The 2197-nt window shown below is 32.3% G+C and carries 2 protein-coding genes and 1 pseudogene; 2 read left to right on the forward strand and 1 reads right to left on the reverse strand.

The window, feature by feature from the left end; all coding sequences use genetic code 11:
• Positions 1-94 precede the first annotated feature (94 nt).
• The gene (locus JCM9157_RS22890; protein WP_035668802.1) at positions 95-934 is read right to left on the reverse strand and encodes a tyrosine-type recombinase/integrase; all 840 of its coding nucleotides are present in this window, start codon (positions 932-934) and stop codon (positions 95-97) included.
• Positions 935-1063: 129 nt separating this feature from the next.
• Between JCM9157_RS22890 and JCM9157_RS22895 the strand changes: the two genes are divergently transcribed.
• Both JCM9157_RS22895 and JCM9157_RS25580 read left to right on the forward strand, forming a co-directional pair.
• Entirely contained in the window at positions 1064-1297 is a 234-nt protein-coding gene (locus JCM9157_RS22895; RefSeq protein ID WP_035668805.1) for a DUF6429 family protein, read from the forward strand.
• A gap of 107 nt (positions 1298-1404) precedes the next feature.
• Positions 1405-1866: pseudogene (locus tag JCM9157_RS25580) on the forward strand (SMI1/KNR4 family protein); the annotation flags it as partial.
• Positions 1867-2197: the final 331 nt, after the last annotated feature.

Genomic DNA, 2197 nt, shown 5'->3' on the forward strand with positions numbered 1-2197 from the left:
GTTGAATAAGGAATTACAATAAAATTCCAAATATAAGCATAATATTAACATAAAAACGAAAAAAATGGGCTCTAAATATAATTAGGACCCATTATTAAAAATACTTGCTATATAGTTCACGTCGTAATTTTCCACTTAGTTGTGCATAGAGCTTTGTCGTTTCACTTTTCTCATGTCCAAGTAAGCTCTGAATAACTTCAAGGGGAGCTCCATTGTTTAACATATGAGTAGCGTAACTGTGGCGCAACTGATGTGGAAATATATTTTTATTCACACCTGCTCTTTTAGAAATTCGTTTTATGACATATCTCATTTGTGCAATACTCATCCGATGGGGGTATCGTTCCGTTACAAATAAGGAGGGATCTTCATCTGTTCGACGATTTAAGTACCTTTTGAGCCAGATATCCGAACGAATATTAAAATAAACTTCACGTTCTTTATCACCTTTCCCATGAACAATAGCTGAACGAGTCATAAAATCAATACCATTCCTATTGAGTGTTGCAATTTCACCTATCCGACAGCCTGTAGAGTACATAAACTCAAATAAAGCATGTTCCATTGGTGTATGACAGGCTTCTCTTAATAGTTCAATTTCTTTTTCCGTTAAAAATTTTGGGATACGTTTTCCTACCTTGGGTTCTTTTATTTTTGCTGCTGGATTACTAGAAATTAATCCTTCTTCATGAGCCCAGCGAAATATAGATTTAATAAAACGAATACGATGGCCAAGACTAACTGGTTTTAAATCACCTCCTTCTTGAACCAAATAATGTTTTAATCTTTCCGTAGTGAGGTTGTTTAACTCTATATCACCATAGTAGCGTATCAGCAATTTCGACTGGAGGTGATAAGCCTTTAATGTTTTGGATGAATAACCTTCAATATGCTTATCTGAACAATATCCATTCCATATTTCTGATATTTGCATAACATTCATTCCTTTCTAGTGAACTTATATTTATATAATAGACAAAGCATAAACAAAGGAAACGACTATTGTAATTTTTTGGTTTATTTTATAAGCTGAAGTAAGACAGTTATGAAAGGAAAATAGTAAATGAACGAAAATATTAAAGATCTAACCCTTCTTTTACTTTACTTAACTTCATGGAATGAAAAAGATATTCCTGAAACAATGAAACGAAGTTGGAAGGGTTATCCTTTTGAAACCCTAGACGAACTTACTGAACAAGATCTTATTAGAGGAAGTAATCGTTCAAAATCAGTTTATCTAACTGAAGAAGGAATAAAAGAAGCTCAAAAGCTAGTCGAGAAATACTTGAAACAATAGAAAAAGTAACATTTTTTATTTTCAACTAACGGGCAGGATAGCACAACAAGAGCGCACTTCTTGTGCTAGATAGGATAACTAACTAAACTTTCTTGGGGGACTTTAAAGTGAAGAACATTTGGCAAGAAGGTAATGATTATGGCAAATTAGAACCATTAACAGATGAGATTGTAAAAATAGCAGAAGATAAATTGGGAATTAAGTTACCAGATTCGTACATAAATATCTTAAATCAACAAAATGGTGGTTATATAATTTTTAATGCACATCCTACAAATGTACCAACCTCTTGGGCTGATGACCACGTTAATGTTGACCACATATTCGGGATAGGAATAGGTAAGGAAAAAGGAATATTAGAAAGCGAGTATTTAATACAAGAATGGGGTTTACCTCAAAATATTGTACCAATTTCAGGAGATGGACATTCTTGGATTGCACTTGATTATAGGAATAGTAAGACTGGTCCTCCTGTAATTTTTATAGACGTTGAACAAAATCAAGAAATAAGATTGGCAAATAATTTTGAAGGATTTATCAATGGACTTGTTGACTACAATGAAGATGAAATTGATATTCCAAACACTGTATTAACTAAACAAGAAATAAAAGAATATTACACTAAAGTTGATGATTTGATACATAAGGGGACACCGAAGGAAATTGACCGTTTATTTAAAAAGATTCTTTCAACTAATAACGAATTAATACGGTATATGGTCGAAAAAATGAGACATCATGAAAAGCCGAAAGTTCATTTTAACTTACTTCTATTTTTATTTTGCTGTGCAGAAGGTGAAAATAAAGGAATCATAGAAGATGGTTATTTATTTGATGTCTTGCAGGAACTTTCTAAAAGTAAAAATAAGGATGTTAATGAGTTTGCTTTACTCTCCTTAA

The organism is Halalkalibacter akibai JCM 9157, from assembly GCF_000513135.1.
GTDB lineage: Bacteria > Bacillota > Bacilli > Bacillales > Bacillaceae_D > Halalkalibacter > Halalkalibacter akibai.